Source organism: Sphingobium sp. (assembly GCF_003248505.1).
Classification (GTDB): Bacteria; Pseudomonadota; Alphaproteobacteria; order Sphingomonadales; family Sphingomonadaceae; genus Sphingobium.
In genome coordinates, this window is the sequence record NZ_QFOA01000178.1 from 1 (window position 1) to 1,138 (window position 1,138).

General features: G+C 62.3%; 1 protein-coding gene. It reads left to right on the forward strand.

Annotation, left to right across the window (positions count from 1 at the left end):
• On the forward strand, positions 1–1,138 hold a 1,138-nt coding region (locus DI606_RS20240), incomplete at both ends, for a type IV secretion system DNA-binding domain-containing protein (protein WP_293985817.1).

The following is a 1,138-nucleotide window of genomic DNA, read 5'->3' on the forward strand; positions in this document are numbered from 1 at the left end:
CCAGCTGGACCTCATGAAGCTCTATTCCGCCGTCTGGACATGGGTCGGCGCGGACAAGTTCCACCTCATCAACCTGACCCTTCCCAGCGGCATCGTCACCAAGGTTCCGATCGGTTACGTCCCCTACGAACCCCATGTCGTTCACGCATGGGCGAAGACCGTCAAAATCTTCCTGACCACGCTGGTCATGTCCGTCTTCATTGCCGCGCCGCTCATCATGTGGTTCATCATGTGGGCCAACAAGCGCGGGCGCGACATGCTCCAGGAGCGCCACAATCGCGGCGCGATGCTCGTCGAGAACGATGTTCTCCTCAATGCCGTGCGCGCCCACAACGCCAAAAACTTCCGCAAGGAATGCGCCGAGCACGACCCGCCATTCGATCCCGCACGCGTCGCCAAGGCGCCGGTCATCGATCGCGTAGACCAGGGCATCCATGTGCCCTACCGCATCGCCGGCATCCCCTATCCATGGAGGCTCGAACAGAGCCATACGATGCTCATCGGCACCACCGGCACCGGCAAGACGACGCAGTTGCGCAGTCACGTCTCGCAGATCCGTGCGCGCGGCCACCGCGCCGTCATCTTCGACCTTACCGGCGCCTTCGTCGAAAGCTTCTACGATCCCGAAACCGACGTCATCCTCAACCCCATGGACGAGCGCTGCGCACCGTGGACGCTGTTCGATGAATGCCGCAACTATGCTGATTTCGTGTCGGCCGCCGCCGCGCTCATTCCCTCCCATCCCGAGGACAAGGAACCCTTCTGGCAGAACGCCGCGCGCATGCTCTTCATCGAGATGTGCCTGAAGCTTCAGGAAGATGGCGAAGGCAACAACGCCGCCATCGCCCACCACCTGATGCAGGCCGACCTCAAGAAGATCCACGCCAAGCTCGAAGATACCGTCGCTGCCCCGCTGACGACCGAAAAGGCGGCGCGGATGGCAGAGTCCATCCGCTCCGTCCTCAACGTCAACGGACAGGCGCTTCGCTTCATGCCGGACCCGGTCAAGGGCGGGCCTCCGGCCTTCTCGATCCGCGACTGGATCGCGACCGACAATCGCGACGGGTCGATCATGTTCATCACCGGCTCGTACAACGATCTGGAGATGACCCGCGGGCTCTTCACGCTGTGGATCGAC